Below are 25,970 nucleotides of genomic sequence, written 5' to 3' on the forward strand. Positions count from 1 at the left end.
GATACACAGTCCGTCCTGGCGCGGTGGTGGGCGCGCGGCGTCAACCGCAGGCCTGGATCACAGTTGCCTGGCCCGCGCAAACGCGACATCTACATAAAGAAGTGGACCGCCTCTTGCCTGCTGGGTAAGTACGGGAAAATCAATCAAGCGAAAACCATTGTCTTTCATGAACGCCCCGATCTCGATCAAATCCGGCTCCCCTTCCTGCCGTTTCGCGATCGCGACCTCCATGAGAACGACATCGGTTTGTTCCAGTACCTTTACGGCACCACGCAACACCTCGAGTTCGAAGCCCTCCGTATCGATTTTCACGAAAAACGGACCCGGCCGCTCACGATAGTTATCCAGTGGGACGACCTGTAACTCGCCAGACTTTTCCGACGCTCCCCACCGTTGTTCAGTGTCTGCGTTCGGCGGCAAGAACGACGAACCGGTAGGACTGCTCAACAAGCGATAAATCGGCAGGCGTTGCTCCTTGCTGCCGACCCCTACCAAATGATATTCGGCGTCAATGCGCCCACAGATCTCGCGCAACGCTGACTCGAACTGCGTTTGCGGCTCGATCAACACGAAATGGGCTCGTGGAAACGCCGCATAAAGCCAGGGCGTACCGTTTCCCACGCCTATGTCAAACACGGTTTGCGGCCGCACCCCGGCTTCCACCATGCGACGGAGAAAGCTGGAGTATCCAGATGGGGGAGAGCCAACAATCTTCAGTTCATAGCCGAAGCGCGCGATGATGCGCTCCATGAGCATGCGTGATATCCGTCTGATGCCCATCGGTCCACCTTTGACGTCTGGCACGATTCTCTTGCTCGGCACGTCTGGCGCTTGTGCGCCATGCCTGATGCGCTGACACGATGATGCGCCAGCGCGACTCTACCAGAACCTGGAAGCCCGACGGTGGAATGCCGAATTGCCTGGTGCGCCGTGGTGCCGGGTCCACGATCGGATCCGCTTCGCACAACCCAGCTCTCACCCGCGATGTTGTGTAGCGCTGCCCACGCGCGACATTTCTGATTGAATGCACCAACTACAATCCGACACTCTCTCCGCAAAGGTCTGTCGATGGTCATCCAAGACATCTTCAACCGAGCGCGCCCCAAGGGGTCCTACCGCCCGGATATCGACGGCATACGTGCGCTGGCGGTATTGGCGGTAGTTGCCTACCACTATTCGCCAGCGAACTTTCCTGGTGGTTTCATCGGCGTCGACATCTTTTTCGTCATCAGTGGCTACCTGATTACAGGAATCCTGGTCAAGGCGATCGAGGAAAGCGAGTTCCCGACCTTTCGTGGCCTGCTGTCGGACTTCTACCAACGCCGCATACGCCGAATCTTTCCCTCGCTCATTCTTGTGTTGATTGCCTGCCTGGCCATTGGCTGGCTGGTGCTGTTTTCCCCGGAATACGAGCGCCTTGGGAAGTACGTTGCGGCAGGCGCCGGTTATGTGGAGAACTTTGTCTTATGGAATGAAGCCGGCTATTTCGATCACGCATCGATCGACAAGACTCTGTTGCACCTGTGGAGTTTGTCCGTAGAGGAGCAGTTCTACATTGCGTGGCCATTGCTTTTATGGGTAATCACCCGCCGGCATTGGCCGCTGCTGAGGTCCATAGGCCTGATCGCGGCAACGACCTTTGTATTGAATATTTCCCTTGTCCTCAGCGGCCACATCACCCATGCCTTCTATTCTCCCGTCTCCCGCACCTGGGAACTCATGGTGGGAGCGTGGCTCGCGGTAGGGCACCGGCACGGCCTGCCATGGCTGTCCAGATGGAGCTCAGCGCAATCCTGGGGAGGAATTGCCCTCATCGCCGCAGGGCTTGCGCTCATCCAACCCATTAGCGCGTTCCCGGGCTTCTGGGCACTACTCCCCGTGCTCGGGACCGCGCTGATCGTCAATGCGGGGCCGAACACGTTCTTGAACGGGCGCCTGCTGAGTTGGCGTCCGGCGGTATGGGTGGGGCTGATCAGTTATCCACTGTACCTGTGGCATTGGGCACTGCTCTCGTTGGCGGTCATCGTGTTCGGCGACAACAATCCAACGTTTCGGCACGCGTCGCGACTCGCGCTGGTAGTGGTGTCGATCCTGCTGGCGTGGCTGAGCTACCGCTATTTCGAGAACCCGATCCGCCGGAGTCGGCGAGGATTTACAGGGCTCAGCCTCACCATTGCCGTTGCGACATTGGGCCTGGCGGGCCTGGCCGTTTACGCGGCGTCCGGCATGCCAGATCGGCCAGCAAGCTTCGTTTCCGCCAAGGCCGAACAGTATGTCGAATCCATGCAACTGGGCACCCTTGCCAACTCCCGGGAGTGCTTCAACCCCCAGGCCAACATGACGTTTCTTCAGAAACAGGGCCGTGACACGTACCTGCCGGACCGATGGTACTGCGAGATTGGCGACATACACTCCAAAACGGTGGTGTTGGCTTACGGCGACAGCCACGCCAGAGCCATGATCCCGACCCTGGACAAGTACGGCAAGGCCACCCATGCGCGCATTGTTTTTTCATCTATAGGGAGTTGCCTGCCACTGACAGGCGTCATCGTGCGCACGGATTATCCGGATGCCTGTCGCGAATTGAGCGAGAAGGTCACCCAGTTCGCCAGCGAAATGCGGCCGAAAGCAATCGTGTTGATCGAAACCTGGACGAGCTATATCGCGGCGGGAAAGATTCACGTCCAACACTCCATCACGGGCGGGCAAGCGCTGCACGCCGCGCTGAGCGAGACGCTGGGCTTTTATCAGAAACTGGGAATTCCCGTCGTGCTCATGGAGGACAACCCGCATCAACGCACGTCGGTCCCCAAGGCGAGCATCCGATTTTCCAAAGATCCGTCTGACGAGCAATTGAACGCCATCGCGGTGACGCGACCTGGCTATGAACAGCAGCAGGCGAGCGCCAATTCGATACTCGAATCGGTCGCCTCGCAGTACCCGCTGGCGTCGGTACTGGAAGTCGGCGACGCGCTATGCCACGCAGACATATGTCCGTGGGCGACACAACATGAGTTTCTCTACTATGACTCGGGCCACCTGAGCAAAGCAGGAGCTCTGCAGGTCTATCCGGTGTTTGCCGCACACATGAATGCCGTGCTGGGGCACGAGCCATGACGGAGAAAGCCAGATCGGGACTTGCGAAGTGGACCGCATGTGAGGCCTCGCAAATCCGTCGTGGCCGGAACACGAACCGGGATGCAGCCTGCTGGCGCCCGCACAGGCCCGCGACATCGGCAAATAGCCACTTACAGCCAGCTAAAACAGCCTGCGCCACGCTACTTCGATGGACAGGGCGCGCCCTAAGGCTCGCTCGTCCGCCAATTGCGTGAGGTCGAGCAGCGAGTCCATGCACCACTCGCCCGGCAGAAGCGCGCGGTACCGTTGCCACACCGCGGGGGCGACCCGTACATTCTGCAGGCTCCGGCGTGCGGCATTAATCAGCGGGCGCAGCACCACTGGACGCGCGCAGGTCGCCCATTCGGCCAGTCGTGCCTTCCAACCCGGCCCAACATCGAAGCGAAAACCATAGGCCGACGGCTGCGCAGCGATAGCCGGGTGCAGTGCGGCGATCAGGCGGCTTTGCAAGGCACCCGCATTTTTCCAATGTAACGGCACCCGAAGAGCCATGCGTACGGACTCCAGATCCACCAGTGGCGTCGCATAGTACCCGTGGCGCACCGCGATACTGTTGTTGACGCCCATCCAGTAATGGCAGCGGAACAAGGGGTAGAGGAGCTCGACCTGCGTGCGCGTGAGGCGCTCGTCGCCTATCGCGGACATGCCTGCGATGTTCCTTATCGACGCGGCAAGACGTGTTTCGTAGTCCTCCAGGCCGCCAGGTTCGCGAAACAAGTCGCGGCTGAATCCGCGGTAGAAGGTTCTCACGATGTCATGAGCTGCAAATGCACGATCGGGCAGGTGGAAGAAGTTGCGAAAGATCTCGCCACCGCCGCCATTCAGCGCAATGCACCCGTCACCAGTCTGCTGCAGCCGGGTGCGGCGGTCGGCGCCCGGATCATAGATGCCGTCGTTGGGCAATCCGTCGAAGAACAACGCGCTCTGCTCCAACGATCCAATGTCCGGCACCGGCAAACTGCGGTTCAACACCCGTTTGTCGATTGCATCCAGTGCAAGGCTGGCCGCACCAGCCACCGTCTTGGCTATCGCGACATCGGCGGAATCGGCATCGCCATACACAAACAGCCGTGGCTCCACGCCGGTCGCAAGCAACCCCGCGACGATCAGCCGCGAATCGAACCCGCCCGACAGGGCGGCGTTGACCCGGGCCGGGAAGGCCGAAGCCACCTCGGCCGAAACCGTACGCAGATGTTCGGTGATGGTTTCTACAGCCTCATCCGACGAGGCGAACCCGGGCGCGCGCGAACCGAACCCGTCCGGGAAACGCTGCCACGTGGATCGACGCTTCAAGTCATGAGTCTGACCAAGGGGAATCATATCGACCCCACGCGCCACCGAATGACGGGAATGCGCCGCCCCCAACAGCACGTATTCAACCGCCGAAGCAGCGTCGACTTCGACCTGCTGCAGGTAGGCACAGGCAGCGAGCCAACTGGTACTGAAAAAACAGCCATCTGCACTGGCGTGAATGCGCACGAACCCCAACGCATCATTCAGCAGCCAAGTGTGCTCACCTGTCTTGAGAAACAGCGCGAAATTGCCGCGCAAGGCGCTTTCTTCCAGGCGCCCGGTCATGCGGACTTCGTCGAGAAGTATTGCCAATGCCCGTCGGCCAAAATGGCCCCGGAACCACAGCGGGCCGACGCAGCAGGCTGTCCCCAACGAAGTTTGAACGATGCAATCCTCGACCTGCCTCTGGCTGGGGCAGCCCCACCCGGCAACGCTGCCACCCTCCCACTCGATTCGCACGGCCTGGGAAAAACCCTGACGCTCCAACGAGCGCACGGCACGTGCCTCGCCGGAGGCGTCACCGTTGGCAAGGAAGACCGACAGCGCGTTCAGCACGGGGGCAGCGCATCCGTCCCGCGGCCGAATGGAAGTGCATTCAGGCCCATGGTGTCATCGACAACAAGTCGCGGTTGCCGCTCCTCATCACCAGATCAATCATGCAATTGCCCCTTCAGACTCCGCTGTGTGCATTTGCACACGCAGTTCACCGCCGGTCACCCCACTAAAACATGACTGGGCATGACTCCGAAGCGTCGGGAAGTACCCGAACATGACCGTGCCGCCTCCTCCACACGCAGTGCTGCAGCCAAGTCGTACACACCCCGTTTTGGCGGCAACGAGCGATCTGGCCGTCAACGGCAAAACCGGATCATCTCTTGCAACAGCAGCGCGCGACGAGCCCGTCGACCACTCACTCGGCAATGCCACTTAGCGCTGCGCCGAGCAAACGCGTATTCGATTGAAGTCTCATGCTTCGCAAACGCAGCGCAACCCGGTCATAGACCTTGCCCAGTGCCACAAATCGAATTTCGCAGGTGTCCGGGCGACGCAAGATTATCTCCGGAAGCGTAGCGACAAGGTAAAAGCAATAGTCAAACTTCGGATAAAGCGCGTGCACCACGCCCAGTACTGATCGCGACAACCACTCTGGACAATGACGTCTCACCGCCAGAACGGAGATATTATCGTAAATGCCACGATCGAATACCAACACCTTGCGACCGGCATAGCGGTTGTGTAACAGCAAAACCGGCGTCAGCGCGACACTCAAATACCACTGGTATACGTGCAGATGGCGTGCTCGGATACCCGAAGCTTCCAGTACTTCAACCAGGGTTCGCGCGAGGGTGGTCTTCCCACTTCCATCAATGCCCGACACGTAAATGGCAACCCCGCGCTTGCATAAGCGTGACCGCAAGACCTCGATTGCTCTCAGCACGAGCGCTGAATCGGGCATCTCATATAAAACGCCGTCAACCATTTCCCTCGCTCTTTTCCATCAGCAGCACGCGGTTGCCGTTGAATCCCGGCTGGCTGAACACGGACCGGACAATTTTCAATCCGGCATAGCGGAGCTCTTGGTCAACTTCAGACTGGGTGGACGTGTACCGCGTCGTATATCGCCCGAGCGCCAGCCGCAATTTTCTCACCGCCCCGTAATAAGCTGACGTGTACATCACGTTCACGAGCACGAATCGTCGTGAAACCCGCGCCATCTCGTGCAGGGCCTCGGCCCGCTGCTCACTGGTGAGATGCTGAAACAGCCTGAACGCGCTGACGCAATCAAAAGCTCCAGTCCCCTGGCCCGTCTGGTAGATATCCAGCTGCAAGAACGCCACCTGGGCGAATCCAGCTGACGCCAATCTCCTTTTTGCGACGCCAAGCATCTCTTCAGAAATGTCTCCACAAGTAAGCCGGTAGCCGCGGGACGCGAGAAACTCGGACATCCGCCCGGTACCGCAAGCCAGATCCAGCAGCGTATTGATGGGCGAGATTCTCTGCGCGGCGTCCAGGCACGAGGCGACAGCACGTTTCTCCATCCTGTCGTAGAGGCGGCCACCAAGGCTGCTAAACCTTCGCTCGTCATAATGCTCGGCGACGGTTTTGGATTTCCAGTCGGTGTTGTGGTCAAAAGGTTGCGACGAAGCACCAATATCCTTGCTCATGATTCATTCTCGATCCACGCAGGGGAACATCGGGACAAGTGATCGACGGGTTACCGTCCAGGCAAGCCACAGCCGCATTGCATGATACTTCCGGTTTTTCAGCGGATTTCCAGCACTCCTTGCGGCATTCGGCGTATTCATCCTGAAGAGCACGTAATCGTGCGGTCGCGGGGCGTCCCACAGCATACCCGGGTGGTGTTCCACACTGGCTCATGATCGTCTGGCCCGGTGCAACATGGTCACAGACTTTCCCGACAGCGTATCCCGGGCGTGGCTGCGCGCCATGTTCGCGGGTCATGCCGCTCACGCAAGTTGCCCGGTGAGTTTTCGCACCAGTGGCCACACCTTCCAGCGTGCGTAGCCCGCAGCCAGGCGGCCCCGCTTACGATAGCCACCCAGTTGGCACAGCGCGAAATACAACTGCACCCAGCGCAGGACGCGGATGTCATCCAACTGCCCGTATCCCGCAAGGAACCCCTCTTCGGCTTGCTGGTAATGGCGATTCGCAGGCGAACCAAGGCGGTGCCTGGCAAGCCAGAGATGGTTCAGGAAAGGCGCCAGGTCATATACGGCTGGGCCCGTAGTCCGCCACTGCACATCCAGCCCTACATATCGTCTCCCGTCGCAAAGCATGTTCTCAGGTTTGAAATCACCATGCAGCCGGACAGCGCGGAAGACAGGTGTGCCGATCCGCGCGCCCTCTTGCGCAAGGCACTGGTACGCGGCCCATATTTTTGAGTTTCCACGCAGGACGGGACCGTAACTGCTTGTCAGATAGCCGAGCTTGTCCGTCGTGTCGAGCCCTTTTCGCCGGACCTCGCGGGCACCGCTTTCATGCAACGTACGCAGCCAATTACCTGCTTCGCGACAGGCTTCTGCAACGCCGTTCGCGTCCAGTTCCCGCATGTGGTGGACGAGATCCTTGCCGTGGAATAGGCGCGTGATCACCGTACCGAACCCAACGGACTCAAGATAGCCCAGTGGCTCCAGTGTCGCGTAGCGTTGGTTCGCCGGGAACAAAAGCTGCAGCGCGCGCAAAGTCTCGTACTCGCGGCGCGAGTGCGCCCTGGCGTCGCCATCTCCGCCACCCAGCTCGTCCCCTAGGCTCACCTTGGCCACAATTTGATCGCCACACCGAGCGCACTGCAAACGATGAACGACGGAGTTTTGCCGCAGAGCAGGCCGTGCGATCTGCAACCAATCACTCGCAGAATGACAGTATGCGCAATGGAACTGATCACTCAGCGCCTGCGTGATGTCTGTCGTGCGCACGGTCTATGCCCGCAATGGACAATAACGGGCGCGCAGGCGGGACAGTACGCCCCGGAGTTCGCCGTGCAAGGGATGCCGGGTGGCCACGATAGCCGCTATCCAGCCAGCGCTTCCCCCCACGAAGGCCAACACGAATGAGGCAACCATGTGCTGCACCACGAGACCGGGCCAGAAGACGACCACAACAGGAACGACGCAAGTGGCAAGCGTGACCACGGCGCTGGGAGCGAGGGCCCTCGCACAGTTGCCGATCGCCAGCGCGCCATAGATACGCAACTGTCGGTAGTAGACCACCGTCGCGAAGACATAGACCAGAATTTGCGACGCCGCAACCGCTTCGAGACTGTAAAAAGCCGCAACGATCGTGATGCCGACCCGGGCGCACTGATACGCGACCTCCACGCGCGTGGCGGTTCCAACTCGACCAACTGCCACCAGGAAACGGTTGCATTGGTACATCAATGTTCCGATCAAAGCAGCGGCGCACAGCCAACGCATGAGCGGGACTGCTGCATCCCACTGATCGCCAAACAGGATGCGGATAACCGGGTATGCGAGGATGACCCCGCACGAAAAGAAGGGCCAACCGATACCAGTCGTGTAGACCAACGCCTTGAGAAGCAACTCGGGAGCCTTTGCATGCTCCCGGTGCTCCCTTGCGAAAGCTGGAAAAGCGACCGACTCGATGGCACCAACGACATTCTCCCGATACATGTTGACCACGCCGTAGCCACGCGAAAACAGTCCAGCGCTTGTCATTCCAAGCATCTTGCCGATCACGAGGCTGGCGGATTGATCCCCCAATTGGGATGCCACGTCAGAGACGGTTCGTCTGGAACCGAAATGCAGCACGCGTCGCCAGTGGACGAAACTTATGCCCCTTGCACGATAACGCCAGCCCCATAATGTAAAGCCGGCAATCGTGAAAATCATGCCGGCCACGGCACCCCACGCCAGACTCATGTAGCTGAAACCGGCATAGGCCAAGGCAACCTTGGTACAACATCGTGTGATCGACCCCACCGTATGGATCTTGGCGAGTTTTCCGAACTCCAGCTCGCGCGACAACAGCGCCTGGGTCGTGGTGCCGAATGGCAACAGGAAAAACATGATGCTCATGACCCTGAGCACCTGGCCGACGCCCGGGTCCGCATAAAAGTTTGCAATGACGCTGCTGCCGCCAAGCAGCATACCGCCCAGACACCACGCAATAATGAGGTTCATCGTAAACACGGTATGAACCAGCGTTTTGTCCAGGTGGGGCTCTTGAACCAGGAACTCGCTTACCCCGAAGTCCCGCAGCATGTTGACCAGCGCGAGCAACCCGGCAGCCACCGAAAACACACCGATTTCGAGTGGCGTAAGCAGCCGGCTGATGGCTATCGTCGAGCCAAAGCTGAAAACGAGCGTCACGATCCGCTGGACGAACGACAGTGTCAGTGCGCGCCGCGTGCTGTTCTTCGGTTTCTTGTCGTTACTCGCCCCCATCGCGCGTGTCCTCGTTTGTCGCAACACCTGCTGGAAACTTCTCCCCGGGTTACCACCACGCTGTTTTTCGCGGGGCCGGGAACCACTGGCCACCCCTTCGAACTGGTGTATCAGCCATGCGCTTTCTCCAGCAAACGGGCCAGCGAACACGCCCCTTCTTTCCGTGAGTACCCCGACACGACAGCCGATCCGGCGACGGGAGCACGACCGTCATGCAACGCATTTACAAACTCGACCAGGCGGGCCTCGATCGTATCGGTGCTCTCCGGTGGCGCAACCACCGCGCCGCCGGTATCCCGCAACACAGATGCCGTGTCTCCCTCAGGCCCGACCAGCGCGAAAATCGGCCGCCCGATGCGCAGGTACTCGTATACCTTGGCGGGTATCTGCCGATCGAATTTGCTGCCCTGGAACAGCAGCAATCCGTCCGCGGCTGCCTGCTCGACCAGCGCTTCACGATTGCCGACGGGCGCCCCCAGGGTCACGAGGTCGGCAATTCCGAGACGGTCGATTTCCTGCTGATAGCGCGCCTCCCAGCCACTCGCGCGCAATACCACCCGGAGCTGCGCCGATCCCACGAACCCGGAAGCCTTGAGCCTGGCGAGTGCGTTGAAAAAGGGCACGGGATCACGGCCTTCGGGATACAGCAAGCCACTGTGCACCAGCATCAACGGCCGCCCATTCTGTGGTGGCGGTGCACTCGGAAGATCAACGAACGCCGCCTCGTCATAGCCATTGCCGATGACTGACAAACGCCTGCTGCGACCGGCCCCGGGATAACGCTCGGCATAATCCTGCAGCGCGCTTGGGGTAGTAAATACGGCCTGCGCAGCGCTGTGCAGCACCCTGCGCTCCCAGCGGCGCTGCGAAGCAACCGAAAAACGGTTTTCCGCTTCGACCGAACTGCCTACCGGATCCCTGAAATCCGCGATCCACGGCAACTTGGTGATACCGCTCAAGGTCCGGGCGATGCAATGCGCGGACATGATGGGATAAGTCGACCAGATCGCACACACCTGATAACGACGGATCAGGCGCAGGCCCTGCACGACTGCCGCCGGCCACCAGGAAACCCAGCGATCAGGCTGCGCCAGAAAACCGGGGTATTTCCCTTTGATGCCGAAATGACGCCTGGCGTCGAACGCCAGCGCGCGGTGTGTCACGCACCCTTGCGGAATGGCATCAGGAGCGATCGGTGCGGTACGCGGATAGGCCAGCGCCCGTGCCGACAACACAACGGGATCCCAGCCAAACTCTGGAAGGTGGCGCGCGAAACCGAGCGTGCGCAGGTGTCCGCTACCCATCGCAGCGGGCGGAAAATGGAAAGCTATCATCAAGACTTTCCTGTTCACGTCCTCACTCCGCAAGCGCACTGTGCGCCGGCGGCGATCGCACGGCCACATCGAGACCGTGGCCCCGTTCGCCCGCCCGCTGTGCCCCGCCCTCCTGCACATGCAGCCCCAGCAGTGCGCACACGGCCATCAACTGGTAGCTCAGGTCGAAATAAGCCATCGGCAGGAAGGCCCCGGCCGCCATGAACGCTATCAAGGCCACCTGCAACATGGATGCAAGATCGTACGCCCATTTTTGATCCGGCAGGTCCCGCGCATTCTTCCGAACGCGGCTGCAACTTCGCCAGCCAGCGAACATCAGCGCGAGGAAAAGAACCAGCCCGGGGAAACCCTGCTCGCCCAATACGCGAAAATAGATGCTGTGTATGGCACGTTGCTCGGCGCCGTCAGGCGCAAAAGCATCCCACAAGGGCGCACTTAGATAATCATCGAACCCTCCGCCCACCAACGGATGGTGAATGGCGACGTTCGCGGCGAATTTCCAAGATTGAATCCGTGACTCGCCTGAAGAAGTCTCCTTGGCCTGATGCAGTGTGTCCATGCGCGCCGCCCACTCGGGCGGCATGAAGTGATAGGCGACTAAACCCACCGCAACCGCAACCAGGACTACGGCAAGACGACGGCGGCTCTTCAAGAACAAGGCGCCGGCGACGATGGCCAGACCTATCAGGCCACCCCGCGAATACGTGCCCAATACCGCTATGCCGGTAAACAACATGGCGATGCCCATCCCGATGCGAACGACTCGCAGAGACGAATGCAGCTGCAGATAGCGCATGAGCGGAAGCGTCATGCATAGCGCAAGTGCCAAGGCATTATTGTCGGCGATGAAACTGTTGGGAGGCCCGAGCACATTGCTGCTGCCGCCATGCGTAACCGTGAACAGGCCGCCCTTGAGGCCATAAAATCCCAGTGAAACGACAATGACCCATATAAGCCAGTGAATACGCTCCCGGTTGCCTGCCATCATCAAGGTGACAAATACCATTGCCAGAACCTTGGCAAACTCCTGCCACTTGCTCCAGGCCGAATCCGGTACTGCCGCATAGAAAGTGGTGATTCCGGTCCACACCAGAAACAGGAACAGAAAAACGCTGATCGCGGACTTGGGAATCTTTTTGCTTTCCTTGCTGAACGCCAAACCGACCAGCGTGACGATGGCAATCAGCTGCACCCAGGGAAAACTGACGGCGAAACCGAAGCACAGCCGGTTGGGGTTCATGTAGCCGAGCCAGGACCACGCCAGCAGGCCCCAGTACGGCCGCTTCAGGATGAAGGGAAGCATCCCGAAGATAAGCAGCGCAAGGGCGATATCGCGCATGGCGTCAGCCTGCTTCCAATTGCAGCATGAGCGCGTCCATGAAGAACTTGGCGGCCCAGTTTGGGTAACGGTTTTTCATGTAGCCGCCCGACCGCGGATACGAGCCCGGCACTCCACCGCGCACCGCCCCGTCGGTCGCAGTCACATCCTGGATGGACAGGTTGAAGCGATTGGCGCGTTCCACCGGCGGTTTCCAAGCATGCTCGCCGGTTTCCGCCGCCAGACGCTGCCAGATGATCGCCATTTGCGCGTTGCCGGTCACGCAGGTCCAGCGGCTCGCCGCCCGCCAGGCAGAATCCAACCGGCCGGGCAAGGCGCCATCGCGGCGCTGGGCTTGCGCGACGGATCGCGCCACGCGCGCCGCAGCATCCACAAAGGCGCTGTTGGCAGCGATCAAGCCGACTTCCAGAATACCGCGGGTCGCATACGCGATGGTATGCGTAAGCGGGCGATCGTTGTCTTCCAGATCGTTGTTCTCCAGCCATCCGTTGGGATGCATCCGGGTAAGTGCCCACTGCACATTGCGCACGGCCGCATCCAGATAACGCGGCTCCTGCAACGCGCGACTGGCCTTGGCCAGCGCGAACGCCACGCGTGTGTTGTAGGTATTCACGGCGTGGGCGGCAAACGGCGAGGCAAAACGCTGCCACGCGCCATCCGGGTCCTGGGCGGCCACCAGCCAATCCGCCGCGCGCAGCGCCGAGTCACGAAACCGCGCATCCCGCGTCTGTTGCCAGGCGGACAGCCAGCCAAACAACACTTGTCCGGTGTTGAAGATGGTCGGCACCACCTGTGTCGTATCCAAGGTACCGGCACGCACGCCCCCTTCAGGGAGCTGGATGGCCGATTCCCACTCGGCCATGCGGATGGCGCGTTCCCGGTATGCGCTTCGACCGGAAAACTCCGCATAGCGCAAGAAGGTCGGAATGATGTACCCGGTGGTTTCCGGATAGGCGCCAGCCCACCGCCGTTTCGCCGCATCGTAATAGGCGCTGACGCCGCCGCAGCCGGTGGCGTCCTGGGCGCGCGCCAGCCATTCGGCGGCGGCCTGCAGTCCATGGCGCGCATCCACGGCTGGACGTGCCCAGCGTCCGGACAGGAAGTTGGTGACCGCGCTCATGACTTGCTCCTGGCCGCAGGCGATCCCGGCATCAGCTTCAAGGTTCGACGGTGCAGCGCGCGCCAGGCGTATTGCAGGCTCCGCACCAGACACGGCATCGGATCACGCCACCGGCACAAGGCATCGGCCACACGACCACCGCGCGGATGGCCCTGCGTGAGCCGCTGGCCCTGGGCGGCCGCGGACTGCACGTCCTCGGACCGCACCCGCCACACGACTGGCCGTTTTGTTGCGACGGCCGCCGGGAACGGCAGATCAAGCTCGGAACACCAGGCGGCATACGGCAGATTGACGCCGTTCAAGGTCGCCACTTCCTCCTGGTAATCGGTACGCCCGACCGTCGGCTCCACCATGCGGAACTCGCCGCTGCGCGCGTCGCGCTTGTACTCCATGCTGGCCATGCCAATCACGCCCGCGGCCTGGAAAAATCGGGTGGTCATGGCGGAAAGGTCCGCATGGACTTCCGGAGCCGCGGTGCAACTGGCCGTACCGCCAACCTGTGGCGGCCACGATCGGATTTTGCGGCCGGTGAATGACCCGACAACCCGCTTCTGCCGGTCGAGGTATTGCAGACAAAAATAAATATTGGAGTCCGGGCCCTCGATCCACTCCTGCACCACCACGTCCGCCATCACCGGCAGGATGCGGCGAACCAACTCGACACCTTCCGCGGCGCCCTCCACGCGGTACGCCTTCTTGAACCGCCGCCCATAATCGTCATCCCGTTCGCCGGGTTTGATCACCACCGGATAGTGCAGGTCTTCGAGCGCGGACAAATCCGCGAGCGTGCGAACGTGCACCAGCGGCGGAATGGGGCTGCCGAGTTGTTCGGCATGGCGCTGGAACCCTTGTTTGTGCAACAAGGTATCCACGACGCCTCTGGGCGGCAGGCTGAATCGATAAAGGGCGGCCAGCCGGTCGCGATGATGTGAAACGGTCTTGACGCTTTCTTCCCGGGTCAGGAGCAGCACCGGGCGCACACCGGAAAACTGCGTCGTACCCAGGCGCACAAGGTCCTCGACCAGCGTTTCGCCGTGCGCCGCGCGTATCTTCAAGGGCTTCGCCGCCCGGGTGTACATTTCCGGGCGCTGCACATCGGAATCCAGCAACCAGACCGGGACCTGCGCGTGCGCCAGGCTGCGCGCCACGCCCAGGCCATTGGCTCCGGCGCCCAGTACCAGCGCAGGCGTATCAACGGTCATGCGCCCCTCCCGCGCTGCGCCGGTGGCGGTCGAGTACGTCGGCATAGACGGCGCGGTAGCGTGCCACGCTCGCCGACCAGGTGCGTTCGCGTTCGACGAACTCCCGCCCATTGGCTATCACCTTGTCCCAGCTCGCGGGGGCCTTCAGCAGCTCGATCAAACACTGCGCGACGGCCTCGGCCGATCCCGCGGGAAAGAGATGGCCATTGTGGCCGTCGCGAATCAGCTCGCGGTGGCCGCCGACATCCGAAGCGGCCACCAGCTTGCCCATGGCCATCGCCTCGAGCGGCTTCAACGGCGTCACCAATTCCGTCAACCGTCGCGAGATACGCGGATAGACCATGACGTCCATGGCGCTGTAGTACCGGGTGACTTCGCTGTGCGGCACGCGACCGACGAAATGCACCACGCGCTCGAGGCCGAGGCGGGTGACCAGCGCCCGCAGATCGGCGTCCTGCGGTCCACCGCCCAGCAACAGCAGGCGTGCCTGCGGCACCGCGCGCAGCACCAGCGGCATGGCCCGGAGCAACACATCCAGCCCCTCGTAGGCGTAGAACGAACCGGCGAACCCCAGCGTGTTCCCGCGCGTGAGTCCATATTTCTCCAGCAACTCCGCGTCGGCGCTGGCCATGAATCGAAACTGGGAGATATCCACGGCGTTGGGAATGACGGTGATCTTGTCTGCGGGAATGCCGCGCTTCAGCATGTCGCCGCGCAAGCCGTCGCAGATCGTGGTCACGGCGTCTGCCCGCTGCAGGGCCCGGGTTTCCAGCGCGCGCGTCAGCCGATATCGCGCCCCACCCTCTCGCGCCGTACCGAGGTCGACGGCAGCGTCTTCCCAGAACGCACGGACTTCGTACACCACCGGGATGCCGACGGCCCGGCCCACCGCGAGCGCGGGGAACGCGTCCAGCACCGGAGAGTGCGCATGAAGAATGTCGGGATGCACGCTGTCCACCACTTCGGCAAGCCGGGCCTGCAATGCGCGCATCAGGTAGCGATACTGGAACAGCGGCAACCTCGCCAGGAAGCCGGACGCCGGCGGGGTGCGGTAAAACATCCAGTCGCCGATATGTTCCTCGCGCTGCCGGTCGCTGCCCTGCTTGGGACCGGTCAGTTGCATCGTTTCCCACCCCAACGCACGCTGCGCCCCGAGGATGGCGAGCGTGCGGAAGGTATAACCGCTGTGCAAGGGCAGCGAGTGGTCGAGCACGTGCAAGATGCGCAACGGCCGGTCAGCCGACGTCCCCGGCCGAGCCTGACGCTGCGCAACGCTCAAGACGTCGTTCATGGCTCCGCTCCGGGTGTCGCGCCGCCTGCAGCGGCCGACAGTACCCGCGCATAGAGTGCGTGCTGCGCTTCCACGACCGGCTGCCACCCCAGCCGCTCCGCAACGCCGCGGGTGGCGGCACGCGTCGGTGCCCGATCCCGCAACCGCAGCCAGGCCGCGGCAATGGCTTCGGCACTCCGCTGTGCGGCGACCTCCCCCGCTTCAGGCGCATCCAGCAATTCGCTGACCCCGGCAAACGGCGCGGCCACCACCGGCGTACCACAAGCCAGGGATTCCAGCACGGCGTTGGGCATGCCTTCACGGCTCGATGCCTGCACCAGCACGTCCGCCGCGTTGTAGTAGTCGCACAGCTCCGCGTGGGGGATGGCGCCAAGCAACCGCACGCGCGCATGGAGACCAAGCTGTTCCACCAGGCCGCGCAGCTTGCGCTGTTCCGGCCCCTCGCCGACGATCAACAGCGTCGCATCCGGTACACGCGCCAGCGCCGCGATGGCAATGTGCACACCCTTGAGTGCGACCAGATGGCCCACGGTCAACCACACCGGACCCGTGAGCCCCCATTTGGCACGGATCACCGTGCGGTCCCGTGGCTCGAAACGATCAAGGTCAACGCCATTGCGCAAAACCGCAATCTTCCCGGGGTCCACGCCCAAGGCGGTGACCTTGTCCTTCAGCGCCTGCGATACGGCCACGATGGCAGCGGCGCGCTCTGCTGCCCACTGGATTTGCGCTCTGGGTCGACGATAGTACGGGATGTACGTCACGTCGGTACCGCGCGCGGTGATCACCACCGGTTTGCCCAGGGCCGCACCAAGCCGCGCTGCAGCCACGCCATCCGGATAAAAGTAGTGGGCATCGATCAGATCGAAGTCGGCCCCGTTGGCTTGCAGTTTCCGGAGGACCGGCAGAAGGGCGCGATACATCAGCCATGGCGCGATGCTCATGCCCAGTTTCGGAATGGCCGGATAGCGGGGATGGCTGATCTGGATGCCATGGCGCTGCTCCTGCGCAGGCACCCTGGCAAATGCCGAGTAGGCTCCGAAGCGCTGATGCCGAAACGGAAACCATGGCACCGGCGCTACCACGGTCGCGGTAATCCGGCCGGAATCCACGAGGTGGCGCAACCGCTCCTCGACAAACACACCGTGGCGCGGTTGGACGGCATTCGGGTACAGACTGGTGAATACCAGCAGGCGAATCTTGCGTTCGCCACCCGCTTCAGCTCTGGCTCCGGCACTCCGCCGCGCCGCGTCGAAGGTTGCTTCAGCTGACGGCGGGACACCACTGGCAACGCCGTTGACCGATGTTGTCTTCATGGTTGTGCCCCGGCGGCCACGACCCTGCGCGCCGGCCCGATGGGGGCCGCGGCAGCGGGCTGCTGCATGCGGCGCAGAAAGGCATCCAGCATCAGCAGGCTCCACAGCGTCGCGCTGTGATCGCGCCGGCCAGCCGCATGTTGCCGCACCAGCCGATCGAGCATGGCCGGCTCGAAATACCCGCATCCAGCAATCGCACCGGTAAGCAAGGCGTCCCGCGCGCGCTGTGCGAGTGGGCCGCGCAGCCATGCCGCCAAGGGCACGTTGAAACCCATCTTGGTCCGGTACAGCACGTCGTGCGGCAAATCCGCTTCGAGAGTTTTCTTGAGGATGTATTTGCCGGTACTTCCTCTCAGCTTCAACCCGGGCGGCAACGAGGACGCCCACTCGACCAGACGGTGATCGAGCAGCGGTACGCGGACCTCCAGGCTGTGCGCCATGCTGGCACGGTCCACCTTGGTCAGGATGTCGCCGGGAAGCCAGGTCTTGAGGTCCAGGTACTGGGCCAGCAGCAGCGGATGATCGGTGGGCGCGCGTTTTGCGTGGGCGCGGAACACGGCAAGCGCGCTGTAACCCTGCAGTTCGCGCTTGAAGGTCGCGCTGTACAGCTGCTGGCGCAGCGCCGCCGAGGTGGTGCTGACGGTGTGGAAATAGGCTTCCACATCGTCGCGGGCGAGGGCTTGCAGCGTGGTCTTGGCGCGCAGCGGGCGCGGCGCCCAGTCCGCCTTGGGATAGATGCTGCCCAATAAACCAAACAGCGGCTTTCTCAACGCCAGCGGCAAGCACGCGCGCAGCCCGCTTTCCCACGCATGCAGGCGATAGCGCCGGTAGCCGGCGAAATTCTCGTCACCGCCGTCGCCGGACAGCGCCACGGTCACCTGGGTGCGCGCCAACTCGCACACGCGGTACGTCGGCAGCGCCGAGCTGTCGGAAAACGGTTCGTCGTAAACCGCCGCCAGCGTGTCGAGCAGATCGTAATCATCGGCATTGACCCGCCGCTCGAAATGCTGCGTATGCAGATGCTCGGCCACGCGCCGCGCATAGGCGGTCTCGTCGAAACCGCCGCGGTCGAAACCGATCGAGCAGGTACGCACCGGTTGCTGCGACACCCGGCTCATGCTGGCCACCACGGCGCTGGAATCCACGCCGCCGGAAAGAAACGCGCCGAGCGGCACGTCCGCAATCATCTGGCCTGCCACGGCTCGGTCCAGCAAGCCGTGGAGCTGCGCTGCAGCCTCATCCGCCGTCATGCCGGCGGCAAGATTGAACGGCACATCCCAGTATTGCCGGGGAACCGGTCCTGGTTCGCCGGCGTGCCAGCTCAACCAATGACCGGGCGACAGTTTGAAAATCCCGCGATAGATGCTTTTCGGATCCGGCACGTAGCCGAGTGCGAGATAATCTTCCAGCGCCTGCGGATCGAGCCTGCGTTCCACGCCGGGATGCGCCAGCAGTCCCTTGAGTTCGGAAGCGAACACCAGATCGCCGGAACTGGTGAGGCCGTAATACAGCGGCTTGATGCCAAGGTGATCGCGGGCCAGGTAGATGCGCTGCGTACGCATGTCCCACACCGCGAACGCAAACATGCCAACCAGGCGCGTCAGGCAGGCTTCGCCCCATTGCTGCCAGGCACGCAGCAGCACTTCCGTGTCGCAGCGGCTGCGAAACACCACGCCCTGCGCCTCCAGTTCGGCTTTGAGCGACGGAAAGTTGTACAGCTCGCCGTTGTAGACCAGCGCCAGACCGGCCACTTCATCCACCATCGGCTGCCGCCCATTGTCCAGGTCGATGATGGACAGGCGACGGTGCCCCAGGCCCACGCCCTGGCCGAGATACAGCTCGGCCGCATCCGGTCCGCGGTGCCGCTGCGCATCCCGCATGGCAAGCAGAACCCTTTCATCCACACCGGCATGCCGTGACGAGACGATTCCGGTCAGGCCGCACACGTCAATTCTCCCTGTGCCCGCTCAAGCCGGACATCACGCGTGGCCGTACGATGCCCGCCTGCCGACCCAGCAGTTCGTCGTACAGCGCGACATACGCGGACACCATGGTGCGCAAACTGAATTGCGCAGCGACGCGCGCGCGCCCGGCGTCGCCATGCCGAGACCGCAGTTTTTCATCTGCGGCATAGGCGCGCAGAGCCGCCGCAAGGGCGTGCGGATCGCCGGCCGGCACCAGCGTACCGGTCACCCCGGCCTCGACCATCGAGGCTACGCCCCCGACGTCGGTTGCGACCACGGGCAGCCCGGCGGCCATGGCTTCCAGCAAGGTGATCGGCATGCCTTCGGCAACAGAAGACAAGGCAAATACGTCACACTCCGCCAGCAGTTGCGCCACATCACCGCGGTTGCCGAGCAGCCGCACCGTTTCCGTCAGGCCAAGCTGGACAATCTGCTGCTCCAATTCCCCGCGTTGCGGCCCGTCACCGGCGACGATCAAGCGGCACGCGGCATTTTTGCGCCCGTCTTCTTCACACAAAAGCTTGAACGCGAGGAGCAAACCCGCGTGATTCTTGACCTTGTCGAGGCGCGCCACATTGCCAACCAGCACGGTGCCCGGCGGCGCAAAATCGCCCAGCTGTCTGCGCGGCCCGGAGCGGGGGCGCGGCACATCGAACGGCGCCGCGTCAATTCCGTTGGCGATATACGTTACCTTGGACGACCGAATGCGCACACGTTCCGTGAGCCAGATCCGCAAGTCCGGCGACACCACGACATATCGCCCGACCAGCGGCGCCATCCAACGCCGCAACCGGTGGTATTTGCGATTGTCTCCGCCCGGATCGGCAGCGTCGCGTCCGTGTTCGGCGTGGACCAGTCGGTGTGCGCCGGCCAATTTCACGACCGGTGCCAGGTCCAGCGTCCCGATGTTGTAAGTCTGTACCAGGTCCGGCTTCAGCGCGCGCAGCGCGCGCCAGAATCGAAAGTAGCAGGGCCAGTCCTTGCCTGGCTTCTTTTCAAGCGACACGCATGCGGCGGCCGCGTTCTCGATTTCATGCCGCAATGCCCCGAAGCCGGCCAGCGCAATCACCGCGTGGCGGTAACGATCGTGCGTCGCGTTGATCAGCGACACCACGACGCGCTCCATGCCACCGGTGTCCAGCCGGTAGAGCACATGCACGATCAGCGGCCGCTCGTTCATGGCTGGCTCCCCGCAAGATCGGGTGGCCGCCGCGCCTGCACATCCGACGCGCCGGGCGCGGGCAGCGCCTGCGCAAAGGCGCGCAACCTCGTCCGCACCCGATCGGCATCGTCGCTGACGACCGGCGACGACAATGCCCACACCGAAGATCGCGGTACCTGCCCGCGCAGCACACCCCACGCCTGCAGCAACTTGGTCAACACTGGCGAACGGGTGCAGCGGCGATCCACGCAATACCAGTACCACACCAACCGCGAGCCGGTCGTACCGACCAGCCGCAGCTCTCCGGCAGTCGTGCTCCACCCATGGGCGAGTTCAATCTGCCGGCTGGCACGACTCAGGATTTGCGCATGCGCCGAATCGTAGAGATCGTTGCCATAGGTGATCAGGGTATGTCCGCGGCGTGGCTTGCCGGTATAGATGGCGTGAAACAACTCGACCACGTCACCACTGGCGGCCGATTGATAGGACGCGCGCACCTGCCCCGCCGTCCCCTTGAAGATCGGCCGCCAGCCGTCCGCGGCAGCTTGCGGCCCGCTCCAGCCGACGATCGCCGGTGCGGTCAAGTGCATGGTTTCCGGTGGTGCCGGTGCCGCGAGTCCGGCGGCCAAGGCCGGACCCGCGATCAACAGCGCCACTGCCGCCGGCCAGACCATGGTGCGTGCGCCGGCAGGCCTGCCGCCACGTGCGAAGGGATGTTCCGGCGCCACGAGTGGGTCGCGGAAAAACCAGCCGGCCAGCAACAGCAGCACCAGCACCGTGCCGAAGAACTGCCAGCCAAAAATCATGTGGTCCGTGCCGGTCGCGTGTTCCAGCCCCCAGGTCTCGCCGATCAGCACGGTGAAATACACCCGCAAGCCGTTCGCGACGACCGGAGCCACCGCCGCCAGCGCCACGAAAACCACCCGCTTCCACCAGCGCTGGTACATCAGGTAGGCATACAGGCAGCCGAGTGCGGTGCAGGCGTTGAAGAATTTCACGCCGCTGCATGCATCGGCCACCATCCATACCGCCGAAGGCGTGATGATCTCCCGGCCGTTGAGCAGGACCGGCGTGCCGGTCAGCTCCAGCGCACGCACCGCAAAATGCGCCGTGATGTCTTGCAGCGGACCCACCAGCGCATCGCCCCAGGGAACCGCGAACACCACCAGATAGCCGAGCGGAAACGCCAACACCCATAGCGCGCGCCATCCCCAGCAGGCCAGCACCAGCGCGGGAAACAGCGCCACGAACGCGAAATGCTGCGCCAGATTGATGTCGAGCAGGCGGCCGGCATACCAGACAAACACCAACGCAGCCACCGCTGCCAGGCCCCAGGCACTCGGCACCGGCGGGTTCGCCTGGAGTTGATGGCGCAGGTTGAATACCGTCCACAGGCTCAACGGAAAGATCAGAAAGCCGTACTGATAAGTTCCATCGTGATCCCAGGTCCACACCAGCGATTGCACGGTCCGCCAGTAGCACACCAGCAGCACGGCGACGGCGACGGCGAATGCGGCCGCGGCCAGTGCCCAGCCGGAAGTGCGCACGGAAAAGCCGGCCACGGCGGCAAGCGGCCTGTTCATGGGCACGCCTCCAACCCGGCAGTGCCAACGGCACTCACGGAAGCTGCACCGGACTGCGCATTGCACAGCACGTTTTCATACGTGTCGAGACTGCGCGCCCAGTCATAGCGGGACAGCACCTCGGCGCGGGCCGCCGGCACCCGCACGGCTTGCGGCGCATCCAGCCAGCGCAGGGCTTCCGTCGCCATGGCCTCGGGCGATTCATCGATGCAACCCTGGCGACCCGCGAAATCCGCGACGCCCGCGTAGGCCGCAGGCGTCGCCAGCAGTACCTTCTCCATGGCCAGCGCCTCCAGCACCTTGTTCTGAATGCCGCGCGCAATCCGCAGCGGTGCCGCCACGGCATGTGCATGCGCCAGGTACGGCCGCACATCCTCCACCCGCCCGGTAACCGTAATGCCCGCGAGCTGGCCCAGCGCGCGGACCGCTGCTGTCGGCCTGCTTCCCACGACGTAAAAGCGGGCGTCCTGCCGCCGGGCGGCAATCCGCGGCCAGACTTCGTGCGCGAACCAGTGCACCGCATCCACGTTGGCGCGGTAATCCATGGCACCGACAAACACCACCGCCCGTTCTCCCGGCCGGTAGGGACTGGAACAGGCTCGTTGCGGATCCCAATACCCGGCATCCACCCCGTTGGGGATGCCGTGCACCCGGCCTGCCGATTCCGGCACCAGGCGCCGGAAAAACGCCGCTTCGGCTTCCGAGACAAACACGCTGGCGTCGAATTGCGCGGCGATCGTGCGCTCGAACTCCGCCAATCGCCGCGCTTCCCGCTGGTACAGCATGCGCTTCACGCCACCACGGGCCTGCTGCGCATACTGGTGCCACTTGTCGGAGTCCACGTCCACGAAATCCATGACCCGGCGCAGCGGGGCGTGCCGCATGACGAACGGCGCCACGCCGGACGAGTAGCACAAGGCCAGCTCCACCTTGTGGTCGGCCAACAACCGTTCGACCCAGTGCCGCATCACGCGGTCGCGGTAAACCCCGACGGTAAGCGCTTCGCCTCGCGTCAGCGCGGCAAGCGCGCGCCAGCCCGCGCGCCAAGGCGGCAAAGGCCGGACACACGCCTCGGCGCACAAGGCCTCGACCGGCGCAAGGTGTCGCCAGTCAGCCGGATCGTCCACGAACGTGCCGAGATACACGCGGTAGCGTTCGGCGAGCCGCTGCAACACGTGGTACGAGCGGATCTTGTCACCCTTGCTGGGTGGCCAGGGCAGCCGGTGGCAGAGGAACAATACCGATTGCATGCGCTAACCCAGATCCCGCGCAAGCCATGGGCCCAGCGCACAGCTCACCGGCAGCGGCAGCCGCTTCCAAGCCTCGATGAACAGACTGTACTTGCTGTTCGTGGGACTGATATTGGGAACCGTCCTGGCACGCACCAGGTAATAGGCATAGGGCAGCGGTTGCGGCTCGAAACCCCAGTGCTTCTTGAAGTGATAGGAACCGCTGTCCTGCTTGCTGCGGCCGTAGTCGAACAGCCGGGCGCCGCGCTCGACCGCGCGCTGCATCACCGCCCAGTACATGAAATCGTTGGCCGCGAGGTCACGGCCACGCGCCACACTGCCGCCGTAATACGGATGCACTTCATCGCGAAAGTAGAAGCTCATGACCGCGGCCACCGGCTGCCCCTGGTGGGCGACTACGGTAACCTCGCAATCCGCGCCAAACGCCTGCTGCAGTCTCGCGTAATAGTTGCGCGACAACACCGGCGTACCCAGATTGCGCACGCTCTCGGCGTACACCCGGTAAAACTCGGTAATGCTGCCGCCATGGCGCGCTTGCAAGCCGGCGCCGACGCCCTTGCGCACCATGGCGCGCTGCTTGCGCGGGATCGCCTTGAGATTTTTGTCATGGTCCGGACAGATCGCCTTGCGGAAGCTGACGTACAGATCCTTGACCGGCCAGGCGGGGTGGCGCAACTCGCGCTCGCGCAGTTCGAGATAATCGACGCGCAGCTCGTCGGCGAGCGCGGTCGCGGCCTGGATGAGCTGCGCCTCGCTGTCCGGATCGCTTGCCACCGCTCCGCCATACACGCAAAACGGCGTTGAAATCAGCGCGTGGCCAAACAGCCGGCTGCGCATCTCGGTGAGTGGCAGAACGCCCGTGATGACCCCATGCCGTTCCGCGTACAAATAGTGGCAGCGGTGACCAAGCACCTGCTCGAGGATCCCGCGCCAGGCCACCCGGTGGAAAAACGTGGCCCGCGGCGCACTCTCGACAAAAGCGTCCCAACGCCGCTCGTCGCCACGTCCCAGGCGCTTGACGGTGCAAGGGTTGGCGGAATGGCTGTCGTCCGCACGGTCGAGCATGTCGCATCCCTCTCAATGCGCACAGAGTTCGGCGGCCTGCAGCGCCACCACCGGATAGTCGGCGTGGGTGCGGGCGAGAAATACCCGATCCATGCGGTCGAAACGGAAGTCGCGCACGAGCCGCTCAAGCCGCGGCGCCGTGCGGGTCAGGTTCAAATAGTGGCGCACCCGGTTCTTGAGCGTCGCGCCGGGCACCCGCGGCTGCTGCGGATCCACTTCCCATGGGTGGAAATAGAACACGCCGGAGCGCCGCTCACGCCGGTTGACGCGCCGCAGGCCGCGCTTGAACAGCACATACGGCAGCAAGCGAAAATAACCACCGCCGCCGCACGGCCAGTTGCGCCCGCATAGCCGCACCGTCGTCACCGGGATTTCGAGCAAGCCGGAGCGCTTCGCAAAAAACGGAAATCTCGGTGCCGCCGGCATGCCGTACAAATCATGATGGATCGGCACGATGCTGGAACTGTAGCGGTACCCCGCTTCGCGCAATTCCTCGTGAGCCCACAACGTGGTGGGCCCAATGGAATAACTGGGCGCCCGGTAGCCATGCACTGCGGTACCGGTGACGTCCTCGAGCAGAAGTTTTGTGCGCGTAATGCTGTCGCGAAACTCCGCTCGGCTCAGATCCGTCAGACGCTCGTGGCCGAAACCGTGGCTTGCGACCTCATGGCCGGCGGCGCTGATGTCGCGCACCAGCACCGGGAAGCGTTCGGCCACCCAGCCAAGCACGAAGAAAGTGGCATGCACACCGTGACGCTCGAAAAGCTCCAGCACGCGCCGGGTATTGCCTTCGACGCGGACGGGCCAGTGCGGCCAATCCTCGCGCCGGATGCACTTTTCGAAGGCGGCCACCTGGAAATAGTCCTCCACGTCCACCGTCATGGCGTTGGTGACGGGCTCGAGCCGTGGTGGCGCCGTGCTCATTTGCCTTCCTGGCCGGAACGCGGGTACCGCGCGTCGGCAATCATCGCCTCGTCCACGACCGGTGCCAGCGACGACGCGGCCAGCAGTGCTTCCCTGCGTCGGACCTCGTCGCGCATCAACTGCAACATGAATTTGTTGCGTTCGAGGTCCGGCGCGGCAAGTCCGCATTCCCGTTTCGATGGCACGGCAGCATGCGTCAGATCCAGGTCCTGGGGCACGGCTGGCGCTTCCAGTGTCGGCGGCACACCGGCCATCTCCTCTTGGATTTCGTCGAGCACGACGGTGAGCGCCGCTTGGTCCAGGCCGTGCAGCTCTTCCAGATAACCGTGCAACAGCAGCCGGTCCATGACGAGGTTGATCTTGCGCGGGATCCCGTGACTGGCCCGGTAAACCCCGCTGAAAATTTCCGGCGCCAGTTCCGGGTCGTTGTTCCAGCCGACGGTACGCAGGCGGTGCAGGATGTACGCTTGGCTTTCCTCCTCGCTCATCGGTTCGAGCCGGTGGGAGGCAATGATGCGCTGGCGCAATTGCTCCATGTGGTTGCTGACGATGATGCGCCGCAGTTCGGTCTGGCCGACGAGAAATACCTGCAGGAGCGCACGACCCTTGAACTCGAAATTCGACAGGATGCGCAGCATCTCGAGTGCCGCCGGGGTAAGCGTTTGCGCCTCGTCCACCACCAGCAGGGCGTGCGTCAGACGGGCATGCAGCGATATCAGGTGCCGTTTCACATCCTGCAGCAGAGCCTCCTTGCTGCGCCCCTCATAAGGCAGGTCAAGCGCCGAAGCCACCGCCGGCAATATATCGTCGCCATCGAGATTGGCCGAGGCGATACTGGCTACGGCAATATTGCGATGCGCGAGTGCCTCGAACAGCTTCTGGATGAGCAGCGTCTTGCCGGTTCCGACGGCGCCGGTGATCACCACGAAGCCTTCGCCCTGCTCGAAACCGTAGAGCAGATACGCCATGGCGCGCTTGTGACCCTTGCTGGGGAACAGCATTCCCGGATCCGGGGTCAACTGGAAAGGCTTGCCGCGCAGCTTGTAAAACGCCTGATACATGTC

The 25,970-nt window shown here is 63.0% G+C and carries 20 protein-coding genes; 1 reads left to right on the forward strand and 19 read right to left on the reverse strand.

The window, feature by feature from the left end; all coding sequences use genetic code 11:
• Positions 1-57 precede the first annotated feature (57 nt).
• Positions 58-756: an FkbM family methyltransferase gene (locus KK131_RS14910; protein ID WP_214557518.1), complete on the reverse strand. Its 699-nt coding sequence runs from the start codon at positions 754-756 to the stop codon at positions 58-60.
• Positions 757-1,068: 312 nt separating this feature from the next.
• Here KK131_RS14910 and KK131_RS14915 point away from each other — a divergent pair, with 312 nt between their 5' ends.
• Positions 1,069-3,117 (forward strand): acyltransferase family protein, encoded by a 2,049-nt coding sequence (locus KK131_RS14915; RefSeq protein ID WP_214557519.1) that lies wholly within the window; start codon positions 1,069-1,071, stop codon positions 3,115-3,117.
• A gap of 141 nt (positions 3,118-3,258) precedes the next feature.
• Here KK131_RS14915 and KK131_RS14920 read toward each other — a convergent pair whose 3' ends face one another.
• The 18 genes from KK131_RS14920 to KK131_RS15005 form a co-directional block, all read right to left on the reverse strand.
• A complete protein-coding gene (locus tag KK131_RS14920) occupies positions 3,259-4,986 on the reverse strand; it encodes an asparagine synthase (RefSeq protein WP_214557520.1) in 1,728 nt (575 codons plus the stop codon).
• Between the two features lie 355 nt (positions 4,987-5,341).
• On the reverse strand, positions 5,342-5,911 hold the full coding sequence (locus KK131_RS14925) for a hypothetical protein (protein ID WP_250887319.1): 570 nt from the start codon (positions 5,909-5,911) through the stop codon (positions 5,342-5,344).
• Complete coding sequence (locus KK131_RS14930; protein WP_214557521.1) at positions 5,904-6,596, reverse strand: class I SAM-dependent methyltransferase; 693 nt, start codon at positions 6,594-6,596, stop codon at positions 5,904-5,906. The genes KK131_RS14925 and KK131_RS14930 overlap by 8 nt, the downstream gene beginning before the upstream one ends.
• A gap of 303 nt (positions 6,597-6,899) precedes the next feature.
• A complete protein-coding gene (locus KK131_RS14935; protein WP_345777263.1) occupies positions 6,900-7,868 on the reverse strand; it encodes a phosphotransferase in 969 nt (322 codons plus the stop codon).
• A 3-nt stretch (positions 7,869-7,871) separates the two neighbouring features.
• On the reverse strand, positions 7,872-9,506 hold the full coding sequence (locus KK131_RS14940; protein WP_345777264.1) for a lipopolysaccharide biosynthesis protein: 1,635 nt from the start codon (positions 9,504-9,506) through the stop codon (positions 7,872-7,874).
• Positions 9,467-10,708 carry a glycosyltransferase gene (locus KK131_RS14945; RefSeq protein ID WP_214557522.1) on the reverse strand — a complete coding sequence of 414 codons (1,242 nt, stop codon included), beginning with the start codon at positions 10,706-10,708 and terminating at the stop codon, positions 9,467-9,469. Before KK131_RS14945 ends, KK131_RS14940 begins: the two co-directional genes overlap by 40 nt.
• A gap of 4 nt (positions 10,709-10,712) precedes the next feature.
• Complete coding sequence (locus KK131_RS14950; protein WP_214557523.1) at positions 10,713-12,029, reverse strand: putative O-glycosylation ligase, exosortase A system-associated; 1,317 nt, start codon at positions 12,027-12,029, stop codon at positions 10,713-10,715.
• Positions 12,030-12,033: 4 nt separating this feature from the next.
• Complete coding sequence (locus tag KK131_RS14955; protein WP_214557524.1) at positions 12,034-13,149, reverse strand: pectate lyase; 1,116 nt, start codon at positions 13,147-13,149, stop codon at positions 12,034-12,036.
• Positions 13,146-14,351, reverse strand: coding sequence for an FAD-dependent oxidoreductase (locus KK131_RS14960; protein ID WP_214557525.1), 1,206 nt, complete (start codon positions 14,349-14,351; stop codon positions 13,146-13,148). The genes KK131_RS14955 and KK131_RS14960 overlap by 4 nt, the downstream gene beginning before the upstream one ends.
• Positions 14,341-15,642 (reverse strand): TIGR04063 family PEP-CTERM/XrtA system glycosyltransferase, encoded by a 1,302-nt coding sequence (locus KK131_RS14965; RefSeq protein WP_214557526.1) that lies wholly within the window; start codon positions 15,640-15,642, stop codon positions 14,341-14,343. The genes KK131_RS14960 and KK131_RS14965 overlap by 11 nt, the downstream gene beginning before the upstream one ends.
• Entirely contained in the window at positions 15,639-16,958 is a 1,320-nt protein-coding gene (locus KK131_RS14970; RefSeq protein WP_214557527.1) for a glycosyltransferase, read from the reverse strand. The genes KK131_RS14965 and KK131_RS14970 overlap by 4 nt, the downstream gene beginning before the upstream one ends.
• Positions 16,955-18,904 carry an XrtA/PEP-CTERM system amidotransferase gene (locus KK131_RS14975; protein ID WP_214557528.1) on the reverse strand — a complete coding sequence of 650 codons (1,950 nt, stop codon included), beginning with the start codon at positions 18,902-18,904 and terminating at the stop codon, positions 16,955-16,957. Before KK131_RS14975 ends, KK131_RS14970 begins: the two co-directional genes overlap by 4 nt.
• A gap of 1 nt (position 18,905) precedes the next feature.
• Positions 18,906-20,102, reverse strand: a complete 1,197-nt coding sequence (locus KK131_RS14980; protein ID WP_214557529.1) for a TIGR03088 family PEP-CTERM/XrtA system glycosyltransferase — start codon at positions 20,100-20,102, stop codon at positions 18,906-18,908.
• A complete protein-coding gene (gene xrtA / locus KK131_RS14985) occupies positions 20,099-21,667 on the reverse strand; it encodes an exosortase A (protein WP_214557848.1) in 1,569 nt (522 codons plus the stop codon). Before xrtA ends, KK131_RS14980 begins: the two co-directional genes overlap by 4 nt.
• Positions 21,664-22,917 (reverse strand): TIGR03087 family PEP-CTERM/XrtA system glycosyltransferase, encoded by a 1,254-nt coding sequence (locus KK131_RS14990; RefSeq protein WP_214557530.1) that lies wholly within the window; start codon positions 22,915-22,917, stop codon positions 21,664-21,666. Before KK131_RS14990 ends, xrtA begins: the two co-directional genes overlap by 4 nt.
• A gap of 3 nt (positions 22,918-22,920) precedes the next feature.
• Positions 22,921-23,982 carry a FemAB family XrtA/PEP-CTERM system-associated protein gene (locus KK131_RS14995; RefSeq protein ID WP_214557531.1) on the reverse strand — a complete coding sequence of 354 codons (1,062 nt, stop codon included), beginning with the start codon at positions 23,980-23,982 and terminating at the stop codon, positions 22,921-22,923.
• Between the two features lie 12 nt (positions 23,983-23,994).
• Positions 23,995-24,906 (reverse strand): XrtA system polysaccharide deacetylase, encoded by a 912-nt coding sequence (locus KK131_RS15000; RefSeq protein ID WP_214557532.1) that lies wholly within the window; start codon positions 24,904-24,906, stop codon positions 23,995-23,997.
• A complete protein-coding gene (locus KK131_RS15005; protein ID WP_214557533.1) occupies positions 24,903-25,967 on the reverse strand; it encodes an XrtA/PEP-CTERM system-associated ATPase in 1,065 nt (354 codons plus the stop codon). Before KK131_RS15005 ends, KK131_RS15000 begins: the two co-directional genes overlap by 4 nt.
• Positions 25,968-25,970 lie beyond the last annotated feature (3 nt).

It is taken from the genome of Rhodanobacter sp. LX-99, from assembly GCF_018599185.1.
Lineage (GTDB): Bacteria > Pseudomonadota > Gammaproteobacteria > Xanthomonadales > Rhodanobacteraceae > Rhodanobacter.